Genomic DNA, 24,755 nt, shown 5'->3' with positions numbered 1-24,755 from the left:
GCTCGATTCTAGCCTATATTGCACGGAGTTTAAATGCACAAAATACTGGTATTAACGCTTTATTACGTATATGCTGCACTATTATTCATAAAATTTCTTGACAGCGAAAAAGGCACGTTATGGTACCTGCAGTAAATAAGCTTCCCAAAAAACACAAAATGCTTATTGCCGGCTTGCTAGCTGCGATGGTTGGGATAGCTTTGCTGCCCTCTGAAAAAGCCACCGCATCTAAAGATCATAAAGATGATGCATTAGAAGTTGGCAAGCGTTATGAGCTTCCAATCAAAGTAGAAGAGCAACAGCCTGAGCAATTAACGACGCTAAGTGCTGAGGTTGAAAAGCCTGAAGAGCAAGAAAATACAATTAGTTATGACTATGTTGACCATAAAGTACGTTCAGGTGATAGCCTTGCCGTCTTATTTAAACGCGCGGGATACTCGGCTCAGACTCTCCATAACCTAGTCAATACCAATGAAGAAACCCGTAAACTGACAAAAATCCACCCTGGTGAGACACTCAGTTTCGCAAGTGATGCACAAGGCAACCTCGCTCAACTCAAGTACGTTTTATCAAAAACTGACACACTGTACGTGACGCGAAACGATAACGGTCAGTATGCGACACAAATCACCAGCAAAGAAATTGAAACACGCGAAAAAACGGCAGGCGGAAAGATCCGCTCAAGCTTTTGGACTGCAGGTATTTCAGCAGGCCTAACACAAAGACAAATCATGAACTTTGCCAATATCTTTGGTTGGGATGTCGACTTTGCCAACGATATTCGAGAAGGCGATTCTTTTACTTTGGTCTATGAGTCTCACTATGTTGATGGTGAAGAAATTGGTAATGGCAAAATCATCGCCGCAGAATTTATGAACCAAGGTGACCGCTATACGGCGATTCGACACACCAATGGTGAATTTTATACACCAGAAGGTCGCAGTATGAAAAAAGCTTTCTTGCGCGCACCGGTAAACTTTAAATATATAAGTTCTAACTTTAATCCTCGCAGACTACACCCAGTTACCAAGCAAGTACGCCCTCACAGAGGTATTGACTACGCAGCAAAAGTAGGTACCCCAGTAGTTGCAGCGGGTAACGGTCGCGTTACCAAAGCAGGCTTTAACCGCCTTAACGGTAATTATGTGTTTATTGAGCATGGTAGCCAATACACGACTAAGTATCTTCACTTGCATAAGCTACATGTAAAGTCTGGACAAAAAGTTAAGCAGGGTCAAAAAATTGGTACTGTGGGTGCGACAGGCCGTGTAACAGGTCCTCATTTACATTATGAATTTTTGGTTGACGGTACACACCGCAATCCGAGAACGGTTAAATTACCTAAGTCATTACCACTACCTAAGCAAGAGCTTGCTAAGTTTAAACCACTTGCTGAACAGATGTTGGTAAGACTAGAGCGTAAACGAGAGCTAATGCTTGCTCTAAATGACAAGTAAACAAAGTTAAAACACAAAAAAGGCGAGGTATACCTCGCCTTTTTGCTTTTCGCTATTTGTTATCTACCCACTATTTTCAGCTTGAGAAACTCTTCCAGCGCTTGCGGGTTGCCAGCAAGTGGTTGAAGCTGCATGCCCAGCTGCATAAAACTAGTATCCTCTGGAAACTGCATACTGATTTCTAATAATGAAAGCCCTGCAACAAATGATTGGATTGCCTGCTTGGCATTTTCACTGGCCGGTACATGTTCCATTTGCATCGCAAGCATTGCTTTAAGCTGCTCATGATCTAAACCATTTTTCATTAATAACTCATCAACTAACGCTTTGAGTTCACCTTCATCTTTTAATGAAAAAGACATATCCACTGGTTGCAAAGACTGTAATGCACTGAGCATTTTACTCTGCATTTGCAATTCAGCTTCTAAAGACATCTCACCTTGACTATGCATCTGCTGAATATCAGTTTGTAAATCCATTAAGTCTTTACTATTAGACAATGCAATATCCATGGCAAAGTTCACAACTTGGTCAGCTGACACGGAAAAATCAAATTGACTGTCGCCTGTGCTATCTTCATAACGCATGGTCGAATTCAAATTGTATTTCGCATTGAGCAACGTACTGGGCATTACGGGAGCAGAAACCGATTTTAATTCGCGAGCCAAGGACAAGCCTGTGATTTGTAACTCTGTTAATGGGCTCACTTTTCCTTCTTCATAGCCCTTAAGAGAAAAGCGCTCAATATCAATTAATGCGTGCTCACCGTCTTGCTCTTTAAACGAGATGCTTTCCAATACAACGGTATTGCTAAGCAAACTGTAATCAACATTTTGATAGCTTACTGCAAAGCCTGTTTGTTCTGAGAACTGCTTTACTTGCTGTGCCACAACATCGCTGGCAGTTTTGTTTGCATACCAGTTAACACCAATCACACCACCTGCAACCGCAAGTGCTACACCTGTGAGAGCCGCTTTATTCATAGTAATTCCTTAAAATAGCGCTTGTAATGCATCGTTTAAGCTGGAAACGCCAATCACTTCCATGCCTTCGATATCTTCTTTCGGTTTATTAGCCACTGGTACAATAGCACGTTTAAAGCCATGTTTCGCCGCTTCTCGTAACCTTTCTTGACCACTTGGCACAGGGCGGATCTCTCCACCTAAGCCAACTTCGCCAAATACAACTAGCTGCTTATCCAATGCATAATTTTTAAAACTCGAGACCAATGCCGTGATCAAAGCCAAATCTGCGCTAGTTTCATTCACCTTCACGCCGCCAACTACATTGACAAACACATCTTGATCTGCGACCTGTAAGCCGCCATGACGATGCAAAACAGCCAGTAACATAGCAAGACGATTTTGTTCTAAACCGACAGTTACGCGCCTTGGGTTGGCTAACTGAGAGTAATCAACCAATGCTTGTACCTCAACCAACAATGGCCGAGTGCCTTCCCAAATTACCATCACCAACGAACCCGGTGTTTGCTCTTCTCCTCGGTTCAAGAAAATAGCCGACGGGTTATTGACTTCTTTGAGGCCCTGTCCCGTCATTGCAAAGACCCCGAGTTCATTCACCGCACCAAAGCGGTTTTTATTTCCGCGCAGTGTCCGAAAGCGGCTATCGCTGCTGCCTTCAAGTAATATTGAACAATCAATACAGTGTTCTAACACTTTTGGACCAGCCAATGTACCATCTTTGGTTACATGGCCAACCATAATGATTGCCACTTGGTTTTGCTTCGCAAAACGCGTTAGATAAGCCGCACTTTCACGTACTTGAGAGACACTACCCGGCGCGGACTGTACATCAGTCATATGCATAACCTGAATAGAGTCAATTACCATGATGGCTGGTTTCTCTCTCAATGCTAACTGACAAATCGTCTCAACATTGGTTTCCGCCAGTGTCTTTAATTTATCTGTGGGCAGCCCTAAACGCTTAGCCCTCATTGCAACTTGTTGCAATGATTCTTCACCAGTCACATATAAAGTTGGCATCGATTGCGCTAACAAACACATAGTCTGTAATAACAGTGTACTTTTACCGGCCCCAGGCTCACCACCAATTAAGATGGCACTACCAGGCACGACCCCGCCACCTAAAACGCGATCAAACTCTTTAAAACCCGTTGAAAATCTTGGTAAAGATTCTAGATTTACTTCATCTAATGTCTGTATTTTTGCTTCTACAACACCTGCATAACCAGTGGTCCCAGCACTGCGTGGCGCAGCTTTCACAGAAGGGACACGAAACTCTGTTACTGTGTTCCAGGCTTTACATTCAGAACATTGCCCTTGCCAACGAGCAAATTCCGCTCCACAATCACTACATACAAATGCGGTTTTCTTTTTTCCCATATAAATCAAGGCATAGTTATTGCTTAAATGGAAAACCCAGTTAAGCTTATAAGTTAAGAATGTAGCTATACTGACATAAAATTGGCGAAGGCTGAAATAATAACAAAGAGACACTGTCTACGGACAAACTGCGAACGGCTATGAGTGAAGATAAACTAGAACTACATCAAGACCTTATTAATGACCTAAAAGGAGATTTAGGCGATCCAAATTTTGATTTTATCTTCAAACAAAAAACATCACATCTGAGCAAACCAGATCAATTTTTACTAAAAATGGAGATGACGCGTCTCTCACAGCCCGTTGCACGCTTTATTGATTTACGTGGGCAAGTATCAGGAGATGTTAAGCCCTACGAACATGACGGCAAACAGCACTTCATGGACGACCTAGCGATCAGCGTATTTGAACGAGAAGTTGCCCAGCATGGGGGCTATACAATGGCAGTATATGAAGCCGTCATGCATACTGACAACAATTACAAAGTCATGCAAAAGAATGCGCAGGACCAAGAGGATGTAAAGCCTGAGATCGTTTTTGAGCATGAAGCACAGTTGATCCGCTTCGCATCTTATGAAAGTCGCATAGAAGAGCGCATGAACTACTCAATCAAAATCACGGTTGAGTTGAAAAGCGGCACGACTATCCCCGCAAGTACTTCAGATATTTCGTTAAGTGGTGCCAAAATAAAGCTGGGAAAAAATTATCATGTACAGGCTAAAAATGTAATTACGCTTCGTCTAGTTGGGTTAGAACAAGATTTCGAACTAGGCTTGAAAGAAGGCATTCAATATGAGGTCGTCGCAGTAGAAGAGTCTAATGCGGATTACAATTACGTTCGTTTAAAGCGAACTTTCGTCGAAAATAACTCTGGGTTTGATGAGTTTTTAGAAAGCTTTATTCACGGTAACAAACGACGCTACAAAATTAATTTAGACAATACCATGGACGCGGTGGTGTGCAAAGGTTATGAGCAATATTACTTACCCAGAGTAAGCTCGCTGTTTGTCTTTTTTAGTCGTATCAATAATATGCTGTTACCCAGCATGACCCTCACCAACGAAAACAATGCGTTTATTAACTATTACTTTGAGGACGAACGCAAAACCTCTTGCTTATATAGTGTATTTAATAATAAACGCCTACAAAAGATGCTACTACAATCGGCACCTGTGAAAGAGGCTTACTGTTATACATTTACCCATTCAAATAGCGGTAAAATATACTTTTATTCGGCATTTGACTGGGAGTTAGAGCAGCAACCAGAACTGAAAAACTTGTTCTTGGGGTTTGGCAGCGAAAAAGAAAGTTGGCGTGTATTTAAAGTGCAGCTCATGCCCAGCCACCATGAAGATGCATTTATTCCATTATCTTTGCCAAAAAGTGCAGGGAAAAACGTTGAGAAGCTCAACAAGCGCCCGCCCCCTCGCGCTCAAGGTATGATTCAGCCTGTGCACCATTTGATGCTACTCACAGAAATTACCACTGCTGAACACAAATCACATTGCAATAAGTTATCCTATTCTCAAGAGAGCATTAATCGCTTAAAAGAGTTTGGCCATGGCAAATCGAAAAACCCACCTCATCTAGAAAAAGTCGCTTTAGAATACGTAAACCTGAGATCACACAAACGATTTTTATACCGCACAGGTGTCACCTTACACCTCTCAGAGACACTCTCCGTAAGCGGGAATACCAGAGATTTTTCCGTCATGGGGCTACAAATTGAAATCGAACAAGCCGTTGACGTGACAAAGGGCGATCTTGTTACGCTGGACTTACCTGATCTGCAAAAAATCACCAAACAACACGCATTGTCTGGTTTGAGATATGAAATTATGGCAGTCAGTAAGTCCAATACCATCATTAACCTCAAAGTAAAGCAGGTCGCGGGGGTCGCGCACACCGCCATGGAGTTTTTCACTGCATTAATTGAAAACAACAAAGATAAACTGCAGCCAAGCGAAGAGGCCCCAAAAATACCCGGACTTTCTACGGCTTTGAGGAATATGGTTACAAAAAGCATATGCCAACTTCCCTTGTATTTGCACAAAAAGTCATCTCACATGGAAATTGGCGCTGTGGGACACGGCTTATACCCGTCACCATTGCACAATATCTTGCTTCCTCACTTAGTACACCACAACGGTCAGGAACTCCTCTTCCCAGATAAGCTGTTCCCTAGTAGTTATGTAGCAGATCCTCTAAGTGAGCTTTTAAGAGAAAAGTCACGCCAAGATAAACCACTCAGATTTACCCTTTTCATTCATTTTGATGAAAAGCAAATCAATGAGCCAAATCATGGGGTTAAATCTCAATGTATTCCTTTTGGAGAACCAATTGAACAACTGTTTTTATTTGCAAAAAAAGCACTTAAAAATGGCATGTTGTTTATTTGCCACCTGTATGTCTCCAAGACCGGTAGACCTGATATGGATCATTTAGCCAATGAACTGCGCTATGTTAGTCACTATGCTCTCCATAAAGCCAAAGGGCTGGAAGAAGCACTGTGGTCAGTGAATGGCGTGTGTGATGTCATCGATGTGACAGACGTGATGATGCCAGTATTAGACTTGGAACCACATCTCATTGAAAGAATGCAGCAACGCAAAAAAGAATGGCTGACTAAACACTTTTAATCAGCCAAGTCTCAAAATTAATTAAGTCCAGCGAATAAGGTCAATGCAGCGACTAAAAACAAATAAAACAGTACATTTCGTTTTACTAATCGCATCATACAAGCTGCTTCATAAGTGCATCCGAAGTACTGCTGTTCAATCTGCTCAGCCGCTAACGCCGTTTCAGTGACTACTTGCCGGTTACAAGTTTTAAAATCTAACAAATATTTAAGCCAGCTTCCCGTACCCTTAGAAAAGTTACCAATAATCAGATAACCAAACCCAGCAAGGCGAGCTGGTAGCCAATTAAAACAATGAAATAACAAAGAAAAACGCTGTGAATGGGGTGACATCAGCTCGATGCACCTTTTGTCACTGTCTGTAGGCTCACCGTTGACTTCATCTCTTAGCACCTCAACGACCGCACGGGTAACCGCGTACATAATTGCGCCAGGTGCACCAAGCAGCACAAACCAAAACATCACTGCACAATAGTGCGTAAAGTTAATCCATGCCAATGTCTGGCCAAACGTTTCCCCATTGGGTTCATCTTCTGTTCTAGTCTGTCCCATTTGCAAGGCATACAGGGTTGCCGCTTCATTATCATCTCGAGCAAGAGCATTAAGATACCCTTTATATGATTTACGGTATTTTGCGCAGCCAAAACACACCAATAAGACCATAACATTGAGTGCCAACTGCCATAAAACAAAATCAGACAAACTATATATAAATGCGACTAACAGTGCTGGTAACATCAGCCACAGTACCGCGCCAATACTGGATTTAAATAACCAAGTACCTGCACCTTTTTGATAGCTCAATGTTTGATACTGAGCTAAATAATAGTCAATTTGCCACCGAGTTGACTTAGCCCCCAGACGCTCAACGATCAATGCCACTAATATCGAAATTAATATCATGATTTTTACTCTATTACTCTTAATTCACGTTGTAATAAATTTAAATAGTACTGCCAATCAAACGCCTCACCGGGATCAGTTTTGCGTGTCGGGGCAATATCACAGTGTCCGACAATGCGCTGAGGCGTTATCTTTGGAAATTGCGTCATGATAGATTGGCTTACTTTCACCAATGCATCATATTGTGCTTGGGTATAAGGAGTGCTATCTGTCCCTTCTAACTCAATCCCAATACTAAAATCATTACACCTTTGGCGCCCATCAAAACTCGACACCCCCGCATGCCATGCTCTTTTGGTAAATGGCACATATTGAGTTACCGTTCCGTCTCTGCGAATAAAGCAATGCGCTGAAACACGAACCCCTTCTAAAGACGCAAAACTTTCGTGCGCGTGACAATTAATACTCCCCATAAACAAATCATCAACGAAAGAAGTGCCAAAATGACCTGCTGGTAAGGAAATATTATGAATGACTAATAAATCAACATCACAGTTAACGGGTCGCTCATCGTAATGCGGTGAAGGTCTCTGGTTGGCATAATTAAGCCATTGGTGTTGATTTTCCATATAAAAAATTAATTTTAAATTGCATCGTATCTACCATAACAAGAATTTCTTCCAAGCACTATGGCAAATTTATTTTGCAAAAGTATACAGACTTTTGTTAAAGAAAATTGTTTCATTGCGTTAATCAAAGTAGAATTTAAGGTAGTAAAAACAATGATGATCTACCTATGCAATCAGAACTTATTTCGCAACTTGTTAAAAGTGCACTCGATGAAGACCTTAACCATCAAACCGCTGAACAAGGTGATATCACCGCAGCATTAATTCCTGAACAACAGCAAGCTAATGCTTATGTGATTACCAGAGAAGACTGTGTATTTTGTGGTAAAGACCTCATATTAGAAGTCTTTAAACAGGTAGATCCTAGCGTTGAGGTGACTGTGCTCGCCAATGATGGTGATACTCTTAAGGCCAATTCACGAATTTTTACCGCAGTAGGGTCTGCTCGCGCTATTTTGACCGCAGAGCGTACAGCTTTGAACTTTGTACAAACCCTATCGGGCACCGCGACAACTACAGCGCACTATGTAAAAGCTCTTGACGGAAGTCGTACGCAGCTACTAGACACAAGAAAAACCATTCCTGGTTTAAGAGCATTACAAAAGTATGCTGTTACATGTGGCGGTGGTAAAAACCATCGTATCGGTTTATTCGATGCGTTTTTAATTAAAGAAAATCACATAGCTGCATGCGGTGGCATTGATAAAGCTGTCGAGCAGGCTAAAAGCACCCACCCAGATAAGCCAGTAGAAGTAGAAGTGGAAAACCTAAATGAGCTTGAACAAGCACTCAATGCAGGCAGTGACATCATTATGCTGGATAATTTTACCGTTGAGGACATTCAAAACGCCGTTAGACTAACCTCAGGTAGAGCAAAGCTAGAAGTGTCGGGTAATATGACATTAGATATTTTGGCGCAGTATGCACAAGCAGGCGTCGATTATATTTCAAGTGGTGCGCTTACTAAGCATGTGCACAGCATCGATTTATCGATGCGCTTTGAATAATATAATCGAGCATGTAATTTAAATGTAACTAAATGTGTTATTTTAATATTGACATTTGTTTACAAAGCATTTTTAATAAAAAAGAATTAAATTAATGATTTAGATTAATTCTTTATAATTAAAAAAGTTACATACTGAATATGGCTTTTATTTTAATTTAGAATCAGCCAATGCCATTAAACTGATTTAAAAATCCTGGTGTAAGTAAACACGGCCACCGGGTCTAACATCCCTTAGGAGACACATCATGACGCAACAACGACAGGGTGGTTTTACCCTCATAGAATTAATGATTGTAATTGCAATCATCGGTATTTTAGCAGCTGTAGCCCTGCCTGCTTACACAGACTATGTTAATCGCGCAAAAGTTACTGAAATGCTAGCGGCTTCGACCATGCCAAAAGCGTGTATTGAAGAAAGAGCACAACTTAAAGTTGCTCCGACAACTTGTGACGACGTAGGCACCGCAACAGCAAGTCAATATGTTAAATCAGTCGCAGTAGATGCTGCAGGTAAAATTACCATTGCGGGCGACAGTGACTTAGTGGCTATCACACTAACATTAACACCAAATACAGCAGCTAATACTGCAGCAGAAGCAACAAGCTTTACTGGTGGCGCATTCTCGATTCACTCTTGGTCATGTGCGGCGACGTACACTGGCGATGCTGTGAATTCAAATTGGTTCCCAGCGACATGTAGTGCAAGTAAAACCAACTAATAGAAAGCTTTAATTTTTGTAGGGTTAACATTAATGTTAGCCCTTTACTTCTTTTTTGTGAACAGGTTTTATGGCTCTCTCCTCTAAAGATAATGCAGCGAAAATAGATACCTTTGTCTGGGTGGGTGTTAGTGCTCGAGGTAAAAAGCTCGAAGGTGAGATGACCGGAACTAGCGTTGCCCTAGTTAAAGCACAGTTGCGTAAACAAGGTATTACTCCGTCCAAAGTAAAACGCAAGCCAAAGCCCTTGTTTGGCATGAAAAGCGTACAAAAAATTACCCCAAAAGATATCTCGATTGTTACTCGGCAAATCGCCACAATGTTGACAGCTGGTGTGTCTTTGGTACAGTCGCTTGATATGATTGCCTCTGGTGCAAAAAATAAAAGCGTCAGTAAGCTCGTCGGCTCTATTGCTGATGAAGTCAAAGCCGGTCAACCTTTAGCAAAAAGCTTGCGTGCCCACCCCCGTTATTTTGACGAATTATATTGTGATTTAATCCAATCAGGTGAGCAATCTGGGGCCCTTGACCGCATTTTTGACCGCGTCGCTCTGTATAAAGAAAAAGCAGAAGCCTTAAAATCAAAAATAAAAAAAGCCATGTTTTACCCTATCGCGGTTATAACCGTGGCATTAATTGTCACCTCTATCCTACTCATTTTTGTAGTGCCTCAGTTTGAAGACATCTTCAACGGTTTTGGCGCAGAGCTCCCCGCTTTTACTCGTATGGTGATCAGTATTTCCGAATTTATGCAAGAGTATTGGTGGATCATGTTACTCGCCATTGGCGGTGGTGGATATCTGTATAAAGAGATGCTCATTCGCAATCAAAACGTAAAACATGCCAACGACCGTATGATTTTAAGACTCCCAGTGATTGGAGAAATCTTAAGAAAGGCCGCGGTAGCCCGATATGCACGTACACTATCAACTACCTTTGCAGCAGGTGTGCCGCTTGTTGATGCACTTGATTCGGCTGCAGGTGCCGCTGGTAATGTGATATATAAAAACGCAATTTTAGACATTAAAGGCGAAGTCAGTTCAGGCAACCAAATGAATTGGGCGATGCGTAACTCTAAAATATTCCCAGATATGGTAGTGCAAATGGTAGCCATTGGTGAAGAATCAGGTGCGCTTGATAGTATGCTTGGCAAAGTGGCCAGTATTTACGAACAAGAAGTAGATGATGCTGTTGATGGCTTATCTACCTTGCTTGAGCCTCTTATAATGGCCATACTAGGCGTTTTAGTTGGCGGCTTAATTATCGCCATGTACCTACCCATATTCCAATTAGGTAGCGTTATCTAATCAAACTCACTGTTTAATAATAATAAGAGTATTACTATGCAAGATGTCTGGCATTTAATGCAGCAACAACCTTGGTTTTTTTTGTTGTCAGTGGGCTTAGTAAGCACCTGTATTGGCAGCTTTTTAAATGTCGTTATTTATCGCCTTCCTGTAATAATGGAAACCGAGTGGAAAACCGAGTGTAAGGTAATTCTTGGACAACAAGAGCCCAATAAAAGTGCGCAAGACGACTCTAAACCATTTAATTTAATCACCCCAAGGTCGACCTGCCCCAGCTGCAACACGCAAATTAAAGTACAGCATAATATTCCAGTGCTGAGCTGGTTATTTTTAAAAGGTCGCTGTGCATATTGCGATACACCGATTTCAGCGAGATACCCGAGTATTGAAATGCTGACCGCCATATCTTCACTGTGGGTCGCTTGGCATTTTGGTGCCACTTCTCTATCGCTGTTATACATCCTTATAACTTGGGGCCTGATTGCGCTAATCTTCATTGATATTGATAAAATGTTGCTCCCTGACCAAATCACCCAACCCATGTTATGGCTCGCTTTATTAAGTGCAGCACTAGGTTATACCATAGCCCCAGTCGACGCTTTGTGGGGCGCAACTCTTGGGTATCTCAGTTTGTGGAGTGTTTACTGGTTATTTAAATTACTCACCGGCAAAGAGGGCATGGGCTACGGTGATTTCAAGCTGTTGGCCATTTTTGGTGCGTTACTTGGCTGGGAAGCAATTATTACCATTATTTTGCTTTCTAGTGTCGTCGGTGCTGTTATAGGCAGCGTTCAATTAAGTGTGCAAGGCAAAGACAAAGCCACCCCTATTCCATTTGGACCTTATTTAGCCATTGCAGGCTGGTTATGCCTCTTTTATGGTGAATCGTTAAAAAGTTGGTACTTGAATTTACTAGGGGTATAACATGTCATCTTGGATATTAGGTCTCACCGGTGGCATCGGTGCCGGAAAAACTGCTGCGACACGCCATTTTGAAAGTTTAGGCATTGATGTTGTTGATGCCGATATTGTAGCAAGAGAAGTCGTGATGCCAGGGACGACTGGATTAAACAGCATTGTAGAGCGATTTGGCCCCAGTATTTTATCACCGGATGGTAAACTGAATAGAGCCAAACTTCGCGATATCATTTTTAATGATGAAACTGAAAAAACCTGGCTCAACGAGTTATTACACCCTCTTATTAGAGCACAGATGCTCTCAGAGTTGGCAAACGCAGCAAGTCCTTATTGCATTTTATGCGCTCCCTTATTGTTTGAGAATGGGTTAGAAAAACTATGCAATAAAACATTATTGATTGATGTACCTAACGACGTTCAAATTGCACGTACTAGCGCTAGAGATAAGGTCTCGCAAGAGCAAGTCAAAAATATCATTGCCGCACAAATGAGCCGGGAAGATAAGTGCCTTAGAGCTGATTATATTATCGATAACAACCGACCATTAACTGAAGTTCAAATCGAACTAGATAACTTGCATCAAACTTTTTTAGCTGCATCTAAAACCAATTAAACACTTTATTTGTTGAATTTTATATCATTCTCTAGAATGATTATAATTGCGCTCGCTTTGTGAGGGCGCAGTTGCTGATTATTTGCTACATTTGTGTAAGCTGTTGAAGTATTAAAGGACATTATGGAACATCACTCTCCATTACTGAGAAAATTCATTACCTTAGGTAGAATTACGCCAGATCAGATAAAGGCGAAGCAATCCGAGGCAACGACCACTGCTGAGCTAATTTGCTTATGTAGCGGCATGTCTGGGCAGGAATTAGCTGAACAATGCCTTGATTTGTTCCGCGTGCCATATTTTGATCTCAATGGTTTTGATGTAGAAAATGTACCCAAAGATCTGATCAAAGAAAAGTTAATCAGGCAACACTACCTTCTTCCTTTAGTCAAAAAAGATCGCAAACTGTTTATCGCAACCTCAGATCCAACCGACTATGGCGCATTTGAAAACTTCGAGTTCAGTACCGGGTTACAATGCGAAATCGTGGTTGTTGATCACAAACTTTTAGAACAGAAAATAGATCAACTCTTTGACTCCAGCTCAGGTCTGTCACTCAGTGAAGACGAATTTAAAGAGTTTGCTAGTTTAGATGTAGAAGATGAGACGCCGTCACAGCAGCAAGATGAAGAAAAAGACGATGCGCCGATTATTGTCTACATCAATAAAATTCTCATGGATGCGATTAAAAAGGGCGCTTCAGATTTGCACTTTGAGCCCTATGAGAAAAAATACCGAGTGCGCTTTCGAATCGATGGTATTTTGCATGAAATGGCAAGTCCTCCTAATACCTTAGCAAGTCGTTTATCAGCCCGTATCAAAGTTATGTCTCACCTAGATATCGCTGAGAAACGAAAGCCGCAAGATGGTCGTATTAAGCTCAAAATATCCGAGCGCAAAAGCATCGATTTTCGTGTCAGTACTCTTCCCACCATGTGGGGTGAAAAAATCGTAATGCGGATACTCGACTCCTCTGCTGCTAAATTGGGAATAGATGTACTGGGTTATGAACCTGAACAAAAAGACTTGTATTTAAACGCCCTTGAGCAGCCTCAAGGCATGATCTTAGTTACCGGCCCCACAGGTTCAGGTAAAACCGTATCTCTTTATACTGGCCTCAATATTTTAAATAAGCCCGAGCGCAATATCAGTACCGCGGAAGATCCGGTTGAAATTAACCTTGAAGGGATCAACCAAGTTCAGATCAATACAAAAGCCGATATGACTTTTGCTAACGCGCTTAAAGCATTTTTACGACAAGATCCTGACGTGGTCATGGTAGGTGAGATCCGAGATCTAGAAACGGCTGAGATCTCTATCAAAGCAGCCCAAACAGGTCACTTAGTAATGAGTACTCTGCACACCAACTCAGCGCCAGAAACACTCACACGATTGCTCAATATGGGTGTACCAGCCTATAACGTGGCAAGTTCTGTAAGCTTAATTATCGCTCAGCGTCTAGCAAGACGCCTTTGTCCAAAGTGCAAGGAACCGGAAGAGTTACCAAAAGAAGAGTTACTCAAACAAGGCTTTACTGAAGAACAAGTTAAAGACCTTACTCTATATGCACCAAAAGGCTGCGACCACTGCACCGACGGATATAAAGGCCGTGTCGGGGTATATGAAGTGGTAAAAATTACTCCTGAAATGTCGCATAAAATAATGGAGGGGGCGAACTCTTTGGAAATTGCTGCACTCGCGGATAAATTAGGTTTTGATAATCTACGTAAATCTGGTTTGAAAAAAGCGGCATCCGGCGTGACTTCTTTAGCTGAAATCAACCGCGTAACAAACTATTAATTACGTTCAGACTCACTAGTATAGTTTGCTGCAAAGCAGTAAACTATACTGGTCTATCACACCATGAGTATCTATTATGCCAACAGCTGTCCAATGCCCAACATGTCAAAAAGAGGTGATCTGGTCGGCACAAAGCCCGCACCGTCCATTTTGCTCTAAGCGCTGTCAACTTATCGACTTAGGTGAGTGGTCTGAAGAAAACAATAAAATTTCTAGTCCCGTGCAAAGTACAGATCTTGCCCAGCCTGACCCACAAGCGCTCATTGAAGACATTGAGGCAATGCTCGCGAAAAACGAAGATGACTTTTTTAAATAGTGCATTAAGCCCTGAGCAGCTCATATAAACATGTCATTCGCTCATGCACTTGCCAATCTTGGCAATAGAGAAAGTAGTCCACACTCGGCAAGTGCTCAGTTATCTCAATAAAATCAACCTGAGATGCATATTTGCCCTGCATAGATTGAGGCACAATCGCAAACCCCATCCCCGCCGCCACCAAAGACAGAGTCGTTGACTTGGTTTTGACTTCTTGTACAACATTCATTGTCGCCTTTGCCTGAGTGAACGCCGCTGCTATCGTCTCATATAATTTAGGCTGTAATGCCTTCGGGTAGTGAATAAATGGCTTGCCGCTAAAGGTTTTTATCGATGTCTTTGTCAGGTTTAGCTGCCACTGCTTGGGACAGGCAAAGACATATTTCTCACTGCATAAATAGTGAATATCATTTGCAGGTAATTCTGGGTCAAACAAGCGAATAATCGCCCCATGTAATTGTCCAGATTGACATCGTGCTACCAATTCTGCACTTGTCCCTTCTTCCAATGCCAAATTTAATTTAGGAGATTGGTCAGATAACACAGTCATCTTACTTGCCACCAGCGCTTCAAATGCTAAACCAATACAGCCTAGCTTAATCGGCTGCTGCTTACCCGTTTGAAAGCTTTGCACGCACTCACCGAGTTCTGCATGCGCAGCTAATACACGCTGGGCTTTTTTAACAAATGTCACCCCAAAAGGCGTCAAGCTCACCGAACGGGTTGAGCGCTCAAATAAAGCCATGCCTAAATGACTTTCTATTTGGCGGATCTGTTGACTCAAAGGTGGCTGAGACATATGCAATTTCAATGCTGCTCGACTAAAACTAAGTTCCTGCGCCACGGTCACCACATAGTGAAGCTTTTTTATATCCATCCAATTTATATTCATTACATATAAATCAATCTATTTTTATATTTGTTATTAATTTAGGCACATTGTAACTTAACTGCAAGCTTTATCAGCAGGAGTCATAACAATGAAAACACTAATATTTTTACTGCTTATATTTACCAGTAGTACACTTAAAGCCGAAATCATCAACGTACCTTTTCACTCAAAAGCATTGGAAAACAGCTTAATTGGCACCAAAAGTACCCGTGATATTCATATCTATTTGCCTGATGGCTACCACGAGAGCGACAAACGCTACCCTGTCTTATATTTATTAGGCGCCTATAGTTGGCCAGTAAAATACAGTGCGCGTATTGAACCCATGCTAGAAAACCATAAAAAAAATGGCCAAAACATAGAGATGATCATTGTTATGTTGGAAGGCAACACACCGCTCAGAGGCAGCTTTTACGTCAATTCAGAAGTCCATGGTAATTTTAGCGACTACGTCATCAAAGAAGTATTACCTTGGGTAGATCGTACCTATCGCACTAAAGCCCAAGCTAAACATCGCGGGATCGCTGGGTTTTCAATGGGCGGTACGGGTGCGCTTCGATTTGCAGCAAAACACCCTGACTTATTCTCACATGTATACGCATTAAGCCCTGGCATGTTTGATGAAAAAGGCATGGCTAAATCATATCTAACTTCAGAGGCAGCGATTAAGCGCTACCAAGCATTTAAGCAAAAGCTCGCGACAACAAAAGATCCTAAAGCAGTTATGAAAGCTGAATTCGCCTCTTTCCAAGGTCGTGAAATTTGGAACAATGGTCAAGAAAATAGCTACAGCGCATACTTAATGGCTTATGCAGGCGCCTTTGCTGGTCATTCAGGACAGCCTTTTGGTGTGCATTACAGCGTTGACGCATCTCAAAAACCGCTGTGGTACAAAGGGTTTGGAGAGCTGGTAGAACTATATTCAACCCCTTCTGTTGTTGAGCAGCTCAGCTCTGTACGTATCGATGTGGGTAACAAAGATGATTATATCTGGATCACTGAAGGTGTCCTTGCACTCAAAGAAAAAGCAGAGGCTAACAAGGTGCCCATTCACTTTGAAGTGTTCCCGGGTGGCCACAGTAATAAAGCACTTGAGCGTTTAGAGCACCATATGCTGCCGTTTTTCAATACACGTTTGTAATCCTTCCTGAGGGGTTCCCATGTCGGGCCCCTATTTTTCCTCATCGCCAAAATTCGCAAACATTATCAATCCAGCTTGCGCTACTTTAGCCATGTCGTCAAAATCAACTAGACGCATTGCAACACTTAACCGTAACGAGTAGCGATAGATGAAACACAAGTTAAGTACACAACATTACTACGAAGACCGAATGCTCCGAGTTATCGACTATCTATACGAGCATGCAGGTTCAGAACTTGATGTGAATACATTGGCAGATATCGCCTGTATGTCTGCTTATCACTTTCATCGTATTTATCGTGAATATGCGGGAGAGACTATCAATGTCACAGTGAGAAGAATGCGTATGTTGAAGGCGGCAACTTATCTAGTTCGCAGCGACTTAAATCAACAGCAAATCGCTAAGCAAGTTTGCTATGGCAGCGTTGAGGCATTTAACCGAGCCTTCACCAAGCATTATGGCGAAACACCGAATCAATATCGCCAGCGACGTGCTTATGCCACGCTTGAGGTCACTGCGTTGTACCCAACGTCTTCGAAGGAGTATCACCCCATGTATACAGTTGAACAACAAAACATTGAATCTATTGAATTAATTGGCTTAAATCATCACGGTGATTACATGCAAATTGGCCAAGCATTCGAAAAGCTATCGGTTATGGCTGCAAAAGCAAATTTAATTGACCAAGATACGCGCTTTTTTGGCATTTACTTTGATGATCCTGAGTCAGTGCCCCATGCCAATCTCAAATCTATGGCCTGTATAGCAGTCGATAAAAATAAGCTGCCAGAGCAGCATGATTTTGAACGCCTGACTATCCCTGCAGGAAAAACAGTCAGCATTCTATTTAAAGGTGATTACACAGAACTGGAAAAACCTTACAACTGGCTATACGGCCAATGGCTTCCCCAGAGCGAATTTGAGCTTGCTAATTTCCCGCCATTTGAAGAGTATTTAAACGATTTAAAAGACACCGCACCGCAAGAGTTACTTACTCGCATTAATTTTTTAGTCGCATAAAACATATTTTCATATCAGCCACCTATACCTGTGGCTGATATACATCCTTTTTTATGATTTAGACGCACGGGCACCAGTATTTTCGCTATACAGTATAAATTTCGCGCTAAAAATCACTAAATCACTGATAACTTTGTACTAATCCTTTACTCGTATACGATATTAATATGATAATCACGCTATATTCATGTAAGTTGCGTAAACTTATTTAATATCAGTATTGTTAGGGGAAAATCATGAACGCAGGGAGTGTGTATACCAGCTGGTTAATCATCTCTTTATTATTTGTCACTATTGGCTGGCATCACGCCGCGATAGCCGAGTCTAAAAAGCGGCAAACACCTCAAATTGCAATTGTCGGTTCGGGACCATTGGTACCAAAAAGTAGCACACAAGCGCTCCCCATTAGTTACAAAAATACCCGTGAAGTCGATATTGAAATTTTACATATCACCAGTGCCCATGATTTCTTACAAGGTTACTATTTAAACGATAAAATCTATCCAAGTTCATTAGATAGATTGAGTTATAGTTACGAAAGTGTCTTTGCTGACCGCTATACCTTACCTGCAGGGCAAGAAGATAAAATACACTCAGCGAAATTGCCTATTCCAAAAAATTTACCATCGGGATGGTATATTGTGACACTCAAAGCAGCTGGTCAATTTGGTGACTTGCAAGCAAAGCATATGCTCCTAACAGAGCTAGGCATTCAAGCAAGAGTACAAAAGCATCATGCCACATTCAGCGTCAATTATTTAGCAAATGGCCGCAGCGCGAAAGGTGCCAAAGTCAGTATTTATCGTAAACACGAGCTCATACGACAGGGTACAACAAATGCACAAGGCAACATTGACTTTACAGTCTCCTTAGCGCAAAACGACATAGTTGTTGCGGAATTAGAAGGAGACGACAGCACTCCCCATTTGGCCATTTTACCACTTAAAGAAGTGCCACTTGATCTGTCAGCCTATCAGCTTGGCGGTCGCTTATATCAAGAAACCGAAGCCTTTATTTATAGTAATCGAGATCTCGTAAGACCTGGAGACAGCCTGCCTATCAACATCTTACTGCGCGACTTTGATGGCCATAAAACCAATATTGAGACACTGACCCTATCGGTCAAAAACTCACGCCAAGAGCAAATACTTACAGAAACTTTGCATGCTCAAGAAGCCGGCTTTTTCAGCAAGTCTCTCAAAACCGCCAATGACTGGCCAACAGGTCGTTACACGATTGGCGTTAAACTTGACCCAAGCGCCCACAATTTTATCGCTGAGATGACCTTTCAATTGGAAGAGTTCGTGCCTGAACGTATGGACCTCAAGGTAACAGAACAAGCTCCCTTTGTTTTCGCTGGCCAAGAAAATACCCTCACATTAAATGGTAAATACTTATTTGGTAGCCCAGCTGCGGGAAATACGTTTAAAACAGATGTAAACCATCAGCCAGTAAGGCACTATACAGGCCCTTACAAAGCATTTGTTGTCGGCCAAGATTTTTATTTATCTGGTCGTTATAAGTCTCTCGAAAATAAACGACTCTCTAAGCAAGGCGAAGCACAAGTTAAAATAAGCACACCCCGTGCGGGGCAAATTAAAAGCCCGATAAAGACCCAAGTTTTTATTGCCCTGCAAGAAGCCGGTGGCGCAGCTGTGCAACGCACAAGTACTTTCACTAGCTGGCGAAAAAGTACAATTCCAGGGATCAAACCGCTAAGCAAAAACGTTAAATACAGCTCAGATGCAGGCTTTGAAATCGCTTTACTCTCCGCAGATGGCCAAACTCTCTCTACTGGTAGCGTCAAATTAGAGCTTTATTATGATCAGGGCAACTACTACTGGATGTACGAAGAAGGCATCGGATGGCAGCGCAAAAAGCAAGATAGATGGCGACAGGAGCATCAGAGTGTTATTGATTTAAATGCCGATATCGCTCGCATCGAATTGCCGGTTAAATGGGGAAATTACCGCCTTGAAGCCACAGATCTAAACACAGGGAGTAAAACTCACTATGAATTCTATGCTGGCTGGTATCGAGGCTATGGGCAATATGCTGTTAAGCCAGAGCACCTGCAACTCACTCTCAATAAAAAAGCTTACAACACGGGTGAGCAAGCGACACTGACTATGACCTCTCCCATCAGTGGCGAGCTCATGGTGACCCTTGAGTCCGATCAAGTTATTTGGTCACAAAAGCTTGCTGTAAAAAAAGGCCAAAACCAAGTTGCCATTCCACTTAACAAGCTACCGAGTCGCCATGATCTGTATGTCACTGCCACCGTATTTGGTCAGCAGCAAGGTGCTCCTAAACGCTATTTAGGCGTGATACCACTTCCTCTAGAAAGAAGCGCGCGTCAGATCCAGCTAAAAGTCGACCTCCCAGATCATGTTGAGCCACTGCAAACATTACAGATCCCAGTGACAGCAGATGGTTTAACAGATCAAGGTTCAACTTGGGTAACCGTCTCTATGGTTGACAAAGGGATCATTAATCTCAGCCGCTTTAAACCAGAAAACCCGTTTGATTACTTTTTTGCACAGCGCCGCTACAGTGGCGACATTATCGATCTCTACTCTCGACAATACGATCCGCGCCCTAACCCGTTTGCACAATCCAGATTTGGCAGTGACAGTATTGAAAATAATACCAACCGGAACGATGACTTGGTCGAAAGTAAAACCATTCAATTAATGTCACGACCTGTGCGATTAGAACAGGGCAAAGCCCTCGTTGAACTCACACTGCCAGACTATAACGGACAAGCGCAACTTATTGTTACCGCATTTAACGACAGCCAAGTAGGTCAACTCGTACAAGATCAAATAATCCGAATGCCACTGGTGGCAGAGCTCAGTGTGCCACGTTTTTTGGTGCCAGGTGATGCGTCATCCGTCACATTGGATATTCATAACCTAAGTGGTCAAACTCAAACATTAAATGTGGCTCTCAGCGTTGATAATCATGTGACAATTTCAGAGCAAACGACACATACTGTGACATTAGATGAGGGGCAACATTGGAGCAAAACAGCTGCCATTCTTACCCAAGCTAATAATCCAGATGGCATCGCTACATTTACTCTCCATGTCACTGGAGGCAACTTGGATGTAAAGCGCAGTTGGCGGGTGCCTGTTGGCTACATCGAGCCTTGGGTAACCCAAGCTAAAAACACGCAATTACAGCCAAATGAGGCGTTAACGGCAGACATATCCAACTGGGATGGCCTAAAAATTATTGGCGGCAAAGAAGGCAAACTGCTTATCAGCCATACCCCTATTCTTAATATTGCGCAATTTGCATCAGGTCTGCATAGCTACCCATACGGATGCGCTGAGCAAACCACCAGTAAGGCCTGGCCTTTTATTTTACAGAACCCGCAACTTGATAAATTTCAGCAAAGCGCTCTGCAACAAAGTAGCAAATTAACCAGCAGCCAAGACTACCTCAGTGCCGCTGTGAGCCGATTAAAAACCATGCAAAAAACCACCGGCGGGTTTGGTACTTGGGGCAGTTACAGTCAAGAATCTCCTTGGCTGAGCGTTTATATCACTGATTTTCTCACTCAAGTCAGTGCACAATACCCAGAAATTGTACCAAGAGACATGCTTCAAGAAGCCCAATATCGCGTATTACGCTACGCAAGGGGCGATTTTGTAAATACTTTGACCTCACAACCCGAGGCCGCCATAGCCGCGACAACTTATGCGGCCTACCTATCGAGTAGCCTTGGAAAGCTCAGTTATAGTGACCTCGAAGCACTGCAAATTAGCACATTCCCATCGCAATTGAGTTTGATACAATTTGCCGCTGCACTGGCAAATACTGGCGCTATTGCACAAGCATCTGCGCTACTCAACCAATTTGATGCGCAAGCCAGAGTCGACGACTATATCTACGATTATGGCAGCCAAGTGCGTGACGATGCCATGGCTATTATCGCTTTGAATCAAATGGCGCAATTAAGAGGTATACAAAGCAAAGCACGCCGTATTGCAAATACACTGGCAACCTCTTTACCTACTCTCGCCATCAATAAGCAATGGCTCAGTACACAGGAACAAGCGGCATTATTGCGCTCAGCCATTGCCATTGATGAGCAAAATCAACAACCTCTGAGCGTGGTGATTAATGGCAATACAATTGAGCATCAAGGGCTATTAACGCACCCGCTTACAGCAGGGCTGGTGTTAGAAAATACCACTAATAGTCCATTACATGTACAGCAGCTGCATACCGGTTACCTAGATTTTAATCCTGCTATCGCTAACCAAATTAACCCTTTTAATACCGTTAAAATGAAGCATTTCTTAAGGCGCTGGTTTACGCTTGATGGCAAGCCGATTGATGAACAAGTATCTTTAAAAGTAGGTGATCGCGTCCTAGTGGTACTCGATGTGGAAAGTAAAGAACGCATTCATGATGCCATGATTGTAGATAGGATCCCTGCAGGATTTGTACTTGAAAACCCAGCTTTGCTACAAGATTTAGATATTCAAAAATTACTCCCTGAAGGCGTAGTACTGAGCCAAATTGAGCACCAAGAATATCGTCATGATAGATATGTCGCTGTCACCGACCTGAAACCGCGCCAGCAGTATCATAGGTATAGTGATGATAGACCAAGGCAACAGTTTGCCTACTTGCTGCGTGCAGAAGTACCGGGCATTTATGCCAACCCACCCAGCTTCATGGAATCGATGTATAAACCGCAAAAACATGTGCTCTATAGTCAATTTCCATCTACACTCACTGTCGAAAGGTAACTTCAAGCGCCCAGATATGGGCGCTCTCCACTGCCAATTATTGATGCCAAATGACCTTTAAAAAAACACTACTCATTGCAGCTTATACTTGCCTACTTATTGTGATGGGTGCGATTGTTTGGCATACCAATAATCCCTTGCCCTCTATCTATCCTGATGGTCCAGCAACCCTCATCACGGCGAGTAATCAGCAAACTTTGCGCTCTTTTGGCGACAAGCAAGGTGTACATAGATATCACATCACACCCAAAGAGGTTCACCCTTTTTATTTACAGGCCTTGCTACACTATGAAGATCGCTGGTTTTATAGTCACTATGGCGTCAATCCGTTTTCATTATTACGCGCAGCAGGGCAATGGGTCAGATATGGTCGGGTGATATCTGGCGGCTCAACGTTGACCATGCAGGTTGCACGCCTTATCGACCCACATTCAAGAACCATTGCTGGTAAGCTGCACCAGATAGCCAGAGCAATACAACTTGAGTGGCATTACAGCAAAGAGGAAATCCTCACTTTTTACCTCAATTTGGCTCCATTTGGCGGCAATATCGAGGGCGTTGCTGCAGCGGCCAATAAGTATTTTGGCAAGTCTCCACTGTTGCTCACTAAAAATGAGGCCGCCTTGTTGGTTGTACTACCGCAAAAACCCTCACAATACCGTCCAGATAAATATCCTGTGCGTGCAATCGCGATGCGCAATAAAGTACTGACACGCCTCTATCAAGGAGGCTTAATCAGCACTGAGCAACACAGCCTAATGGTACAGGAACAGATAAACCTTCAACCTAGCAGGCCAGCAGTCCTTGCACCTCTACTAAGCCGTTATTTAAAAATGCGCTACCCAAATGCACACAAACTGCACACCACAATAGACTATGCCCTGCAAAAACGTTTGTCCTCGCTGCTGCAACAAACCAGTCAACGCTTGCCGCACAAAGCATCTGCTGCATTGGTCATTTTGCATAATCCCAGCGCTGAGATCCGCGCATACCAAGGCTCTGTCGATTTCAGTGATCTGAGCCGCTTTGCGCACGTTGATATGGTACGCGCAACGCGCTCACCGGGGTCAACTCTGAAACCCTTTATCTATGCTCAAGCTTTAGATTTAGGCCTTATTCATAGTCAAAGCTTGTTAAGTGACATACCTGCTGATTTTGATGGTTATAAGCCGCAAAACCTAAATGGCACTTTTAGCGGGCCAATCAGTGCCCAGCGCGCATTGCAGCAATCGTTAAATGTGCCAGCTATTCAACTTCTTAATCGCATTACGCCTGCCCGCTTTGAGCAAAACCTTGCCAGTGCAGGTATTCACCTCACCCATCAACATGCTAACTTATCTGTTGGGTTAGGCGGCACAGGCACACAATTATTAACACTGGCAAAACTGTATCGCGCATTGGCCAGTCAAGGACGCGTCGCCCCACTAAAAGTGCTCAGTCATGAACCAAGCACAATTACAAGCAAGCAAATACTAAGCCCGCAAAGTAGCTGGATAACGTTTCAAATGCTCAGTACACAGAGTGCGCCAGATCGTGTCGTACCCTCAGTACGTCGTAAAATAGCGTGGAAAACAGGCACCAGTTATGGTTATCGTGACTTTTGGGCAGTTGGCGTAAGCCATGATTTTACCGTTGCGGTATGGGTTGGTCGTCCAGATGCAAGCCCGATGCTTGGTTATCTGGGTGCCACACAAGCCGCACCTTTAATGTTCGACGCATTTGACTTATTGCCCCCTGACCGTCAACAGCTCGTCCAACCTGATTCTGTCACCCACACGCTGATTTGCTGGCCCAGTGGTTTAGCGCTTGCACATATTCCAAAAGAGAAATGTGACTCACAACATCAAGCAATGACAATTAACCAAATGACCCCCCCAAGTATGGATATTTATGGTGACTTCACGACCACACTCAGCTGGCCAGAAAAGCTCAGCCATTGGATGGGCAGTAAACACACTCACCATTTGGATTCAGCTTCACACCATACGATTGCCATTACATCGGTGCGCAGCGGCCAGCATTACTATCGTTCGCAGATCGGTGCACTGCCATTAACGTCAACGCATGCAGATCAGGTTAGCTGGTTTATTAACCACAAACCCATCGAAAAACCCGAAATCGCACTCAACCAATATTTAGGCGAGACAACAATATCTGCTTGCGTGCAGTCACAATGTGATAAGCAAACCATCTATATTCACCCTTAATTTAACGCTTGTTTTGTGGATTTACCGAAAATCACCACACAACCCATCGCCTCTAGTTTAGAAAAGTAAGGTGAGTCTGCTACACTCACCTCATGACTGTAGTCTTAATGTCATAAA

At 42.8% G+C, this 24,755-nt stretch carries 18 protein-coding genes; 13 read left to right on the top strand and 5 right to left on the bottom strand.

What is annotated here, in order from left to right:
- Positions 1 to 119 precede the first annotated feature (119 nt).
- On the top strand, positions 120 to 1,457 hold the full coding sequence (locus QNM16_RS16045) for a peptidoglycan DD-metalloendopeptidase family protein (RefSeq protein ID WP_284021455.1): 1,338 nt from the start codon (positions 120 to 122) through the stop codon (positions 1,455 to 1,457).
- Positions 1,458 to 1,516: 59 nt separating this feature from the next.
- Here the strand turns inward: QNM16_RS16045 and QNM16_RS16040 are convergent, their stop codons facing one another.
- Positions 1,517 to 2,440: a hypothetical protein gene (locus QNM16_RS16040; RefSeq protein ID WP_284021454.1), complete on the bottom strand. Its 924-nt coding sequence runs from the start codon at positions 2,438 to 2,440 to the stop codon at positions 1,517 to 1,519.
- 9 nt (positions 2,441 to 2,449) lie between these two features.
- Positions 2,450 to 3,820 carry a DNA repair protein RadA gene (gene radA, locus QNM16_RS16035; RefSeq protein WP_039611945.1) on the bottom strand — a complete coding sequence of 457 codons (1,371 nt, stop codon included), beginning with the start codon at positions 3,818 to 3,820 and terminating at the stop codon, positions 2,450 to 2,452.
- A gap of 140 nt (positions 3,821 to 3,960) precedes the next feature.
- On the opposite strand from radA, the gene QNM16_RS16030 reads away from it, so the two are divergent.
- Positions 3,961 to 6,459: a PilZ domain-containing protein gene (locus QNM16_RS16030; RefSeq protein ID WP_284021453.1), complete on the top strand. Its 2,499-nt coding sequence runs from the start codon at positions 3,961 to 3,963 to the stop codon at positions 6,457 to 6,459.
- Positions 6,460 to 6,476: 17 nt separating this feature from the next.
- On the opposite strand, the gene ampE is transcribed toward QNM16_RS16030, so the two are convergent.
- Together ampE and ampD are read right to left on the bottom strand one after the other, a co-directional pair.
- Positions 6,477 to 7,361: a beta-lactamase regulator AmpE gene (ampE, locus tag QNM16_RS16025; RefSeq protein ID WP_284021452.1), complete on the bottom strand. Its 885-nt coding sequence runs from the start codon at positions 7,359 to 7,361 to the stop codon at positions 6,477 to 6,479.
- A 5-nt stretch (positions 7,362 to 7,366) separates the two neighbouring features.
- Positions 7,367 to 7,930, bottom strand: coding sequence for a 1,6-anhydro-N-acetylmuramyl-L-alanine amidase AmpD (gene ampD / locus QNM16_RS16020; protein ID WP_284021451.1), 564 nt, complete (start codon positions 7,928 to 7,930; stop codon positions 7,367 to 7,369).
- Positions 7,931 to 8,097: 167 nt separating this feature from the next.
- Between ampD and nadC the strand changes: the two genes are divergently transcribed.
- From nadC to yacG, 7 genes are all read left to right on the top strand, one after another.
- Entirely contained in the window at positions 8,098 to 8,937 is an 840-nt protein-coding gene (gene nadC, locus QNM16_RS16015; RefSeq protein ID WP_284021450.1) for a carboxylating nicotinate-nucleotide diphosphorylase, read from the top strand.
- Between the two features lie 247 nt (positions 8,938 to 9,184).
- Positions 9,185 to 9,658 carry a pilin gene (locus QNM16_RS16010; protein ID WP_284021449.1) on the top strand — a complete coding sequence of 158 codons (474 nt, stop codon included), beginning with the start codon at positions 9,185 to 9,187 and terminating at the stop codon, positions 9,656 to 9,658.
- Positions 9,659 to 9,728: 70 nt separating this feature from the next.
- Complete coding sequence (locus tag QNM16_RS16005; RefSeq protein ID WP_284021448.1) at positions 9,729 to 10,964, top strand: type II secretion system F family protein; 1,236 nt, start codon at positions 9,729 to 9,731, stop codon at positions 10,962 to 10,964.
- A gap of 36 nt (positions 10,965 to 11,000) precedes the next feature.
- Positions 11,001 to 11,888, top strand: a complete 888-nt coding sequence (locus QNM16_RS16000) for a prepilin peptidase (RefSeq protein WP_284021447.1) — start codon at positions 11,001 to 11,003, stop codon at positions 11,886 to 11,888.
- Position 11,889: 1 nt separating this feature from the next.
- Positions 11,890 to 12,495 (top strand): dephospho-CoA kinase, encoded by a 606-nt coding sequence (gene coaE / locus QNM16_RS15995; RefSeq protein ID WP_284021446.1) that lies wholly within the window; start codon positions 11,890 to 11,892, stop codon positions 12,493 to 12,495.
- Positions 12,496 to 12,618: 123 nt separating this feature from the next.
- The gene (gene pilB, locus QNM16_RS15990; RefSeq protein ID WP_284021445.1) at positions 12,619 to 14,295 is read left to right on the top strand and encodes a type IV-A pilus assembly ATPase PilB; all 1,677 of its coding nucleotides are present in this window, start codon (positions 12,619 to 12,621) and stop codon (positions 14,293 to 14,295) included.
- A 76-nt stretch (positions 14,296 to 14,371) separates the two neighbouring features.
- Complete coding sequence (yacG, locus tag QNM16_RS15985; protein WP_063361085.1) at positions 14,372 to 14,611, top strand: DNA gyrase inhibitor YacG; 240 nt, start codon at positions 14,372 to 14,374, stop codon at positions 14,609 to 14,611.
- A 4-nt stretch (positions 14,612 to 14,615) separates the two neighbouring features.
- Here the strand turns inward: yacG and QNM16_RS15980 are convergent, their stop codons facing one another.
- On the bottom strand, positions 14,616 to 15,488 hold the full coding sequence (locus QNM16_RS15980) for a LysR family transcriptional regulator (RefSeq protein ID WP_284021444.1): 873 nt from the start codon (positions 15,486 to 15,488) through the stop codon (positions 14,616 to 14,618).
- A gap of 103 nt (positions 15,489 to 15,591) precedes the next feature.
- Here QNM16_RS15980 and QNM16_RS15975 point away from each other — a divergent pair, with 103 nt between their 5' ends.
- The 4 genes from QNM16_RS15975 to pbpC all read left to right on the top strand — a co-directional run bounded on the left by QNM16_RS15975 (position 15,592) and on the right by pbpC (position 24,638).
- The gene (locus QNM16_RS15975) at positions 15,592 to 16,644 is read left to right on the top strand and encodes an alpha/beta hydrolase (RefSeq protein WP_284021443.1); all 1,053 of its coding nucleotides are present in this window, start codon (positions 15,592 to 15,594) and stop codon (positions 16,642 to 16,644) included.
- A gap of 148 nt (positions 16,645 to 16,792) precedes the next feature.
- On the top strand, positions 16,793 to 17,665 hold the full coding sequence (locus tag QNM16_RS15970; RefSeq protein WP_284021442.1) for an AraC family transcriptional regulator: 873 nt from the start codon (positions 16,793 to 16,795) through the stop codon (positions 17,663 to 17,665).
- Between the two features lie 236 nt (positions 17,666 to 17,901).
- Entirely contained in the window at positions 17,902 to 22,431 is a 4,530-nt protein-coding gene (locus tag QNM16_RS15965; protein WP_284021441.1) for an alpha-2-macroglobulin family protein, read from the top strand.
- A gap of 50 nt (positions 22,432 to 22,481) precedes the next feature.
- On the top strand, positions 22,482 to 24,638 hold the full coding sequence (gene pbpC, locus QNM16_RS15960) for a penicillin-binding protein 1C (protein ID WP_284021440.1): 2,157 nt from the start codon (positions 22,482 to 22,484) through the stop codon (positions 24,636 to 24,638).
- Positions 24,639 to 24,755: the final 117 nt, after the last annotated feature.

The sequence above is a fragment of the Pseudoalteromonas umbrosa genome (assembly GCF_030125375.1).
Classification (GTDB): Bacteria; Pseudomonadota; Gammaproteobacteria; order Enterobacterales; family Alteromonadaceae; genus Pseudoalteromonas; species Pseudoalteromonas umbrosa.
This window is presented reverse-complemented; position numbering and strand designations above follow the sequence as displayed.

Bases quoted from the DNA above. Each gene is read 5' to 3' on its own strand.
- QNM16_RS15970 (WP_284021442.1), top strand. From the start codon at position 16,793: ATGAAACACAAGTTAAGTACACAACATTACTACGAAGACCGAATGCTC.
- nadC (WP_284021450.1), top strand. From the start codon at position 8,098: ATGCAATCAGAACTTATTTCGCAACTTGTTAAAAGTGCACTCGATGAA.
- radA (WP_039611945.1), bottom strand. From the start codon at position 3,820: ATGGGAAAAAAGAAAACCGCATTTGTATGTAGTGATTGTGGAGCGGAA.
- coaE (WP_284021446.1), top strand. From the start codon at position 11,890: ATGTCATCTTGGATATTAGGTCTCACCGGTGGCATCGGTGCCGGAAAA.
- yacG (WP_063361085.1), top strand. From the start codon at position 14,372: ATGCCAACAGCTGTCCAATGCCCAACATGTCAAAAAGAGGTGATCTGG.
- QNM16_RS15975 (WP_284021443.1), top strand. From the start codon at position 15,592: ATGAAAACACTAATATTTTTACTGCTTATATTTACCAGTAGTACACTT.
- QNM16_RS16000 (WP_284021447.1), top strand. From the start codon at position 11,001: ATGCAAGATGTCTGGCATTTAATGCAGCAACAACCTTGGTTTTTTTTG.
- pilB (WP_284021445.1), top strand. From the start codon at position 12,619: ATGGAACATCACTCTCCATTACTGAGAAAATTCATTACCTTAGGTAGA.
- QNM16_RS16045 (WP_284021455.1), top strand. From the start codon at position 120: ATGGTACCTGCAGTAAATAAGCTTCCCAAAAAACACAAAATGCTTATT.
- QNM16_RS16005 (WP_284021448.1), top strand. From the start codon at position 9,729: ATGGCTCTCTCCTCTAAAGATAATGCAGCGAAAATAGATACCTTTGTC.
- QNM16_RS16010 (WP_284021449.1), top strand. From the start codon at position 9,185: ATGACGCAACAACGACAGGGTGGTTTTACCCTCATAGAATTAATGATT.
- QNM16_RS15965 (WP_284021441.1), top strand. From the start codon at position 17,902: ATGAACGCAGGGAGTGTGTATACCAGCTGGTTAATCATCTCTTTATTA.
- QNM16_RS15980 (WP_284021444.1), bottom strand. From the start codon at position 15,488: ATGGATATAAAAAAGCTTCACTATGTGGTGACCGTGGCGCAGGAACTT.
- pbpC (WP_284021440.1), top strand. From the start codon at position 22,482: ATGACCTTTAAAAAAACACTACTCATTGCAGCTTATACTTGCCTACTT.
- QNM16_RS16030 (WP_284021453.1), top strand. From the start codon at position 3,961: ATGAGTGAAGATAAACTAGAACTACATCAAGACCTTATTAATGACCTA.
- ampD (WP_284021451.1), bottom strand. From the start codon at position 7,930: ATGGAAAATCAACACCAATGGCTTAATTATGCCAACCAGAGACCTTCA.
- QNM16_RS16040 (WP_284021454.1), bottom strand. From the start codon at position 2,440: ATGAATAAAGCGGCTCTCACAGGTGTAGCACTTGCGGTTGCAGGTGGT.
- ampE (WP_284021452.1), bottom strand. From the start codon at position 7,361: ATGATATTAATTTCGATATTAGTGGCATTGATCGTTGAGCGTCTGGGG.